The following is a 429-nucleotide window of genomic DNA, read 5'->3' as shown; positions in this document are numbered from 1 at the left end:
ATGCGCCGTCCTCGCACGTGGACTGGTCGGCGGGGGCGGTGGAGCTGTTGGCGGAGGGTGCCGAGTGGCCGGCCACCGGTCATCCCCGCCGGGCGGGTGTGTCGTCCTTCGGGATCAGTGGGACGAACGCCCATGTGATCCTGGAGCAGGGTGAACCCGAGGCCGTGCAGCACGGTTCGGTTGCCCCGGCCTCGATGCCCTGGGTGGTATCGGCCAAGTCCGCCGCCGCGCTCGATGCCCAGACCGCGCAACTCGCCCGCCTGGACGGCCCGTCCGCCCTCGACGTGGGACTGACGCTCGCCGGCCGGTCGCGGTTCGGGCACCGGGCGGTGCTGGTGGACGGCGTGGAGGTGGCCCGGGGGGTGGCTTCGGAGGGCAAGCACGCCTTCCTGTTCTCCGGGCAGGGCTCGCAGCGGCTTGGTATGGGCC

1 protein-coding gene is annotated in these 429 nt (G+C 73.2%); it reads left to right on the top strand.

Annotated features, from left to right (window positions below; all coding sequences use genetic code 11):
* Positions 1 to 429 (top strand): ketoacyl-synthetase C-terminal extension domain-containing protein (locus HS99_RS04935; protein WP_283809993.1); only part of this gene is annotated, 429 nt, incomplete at both ends.

This window comes from Kitasatospora aureofaciens (assembly GCF_001188955.3).
GTDB lineage: Bacteria > Actinomycetota > Actinomycetes > Streptomycetales > Streptomycetaceae > Kitasatospora > Kitasatospora aureofaciens.
This window is presented reverse-complemented; position numbering and strand designations above follow the sequence as displayed.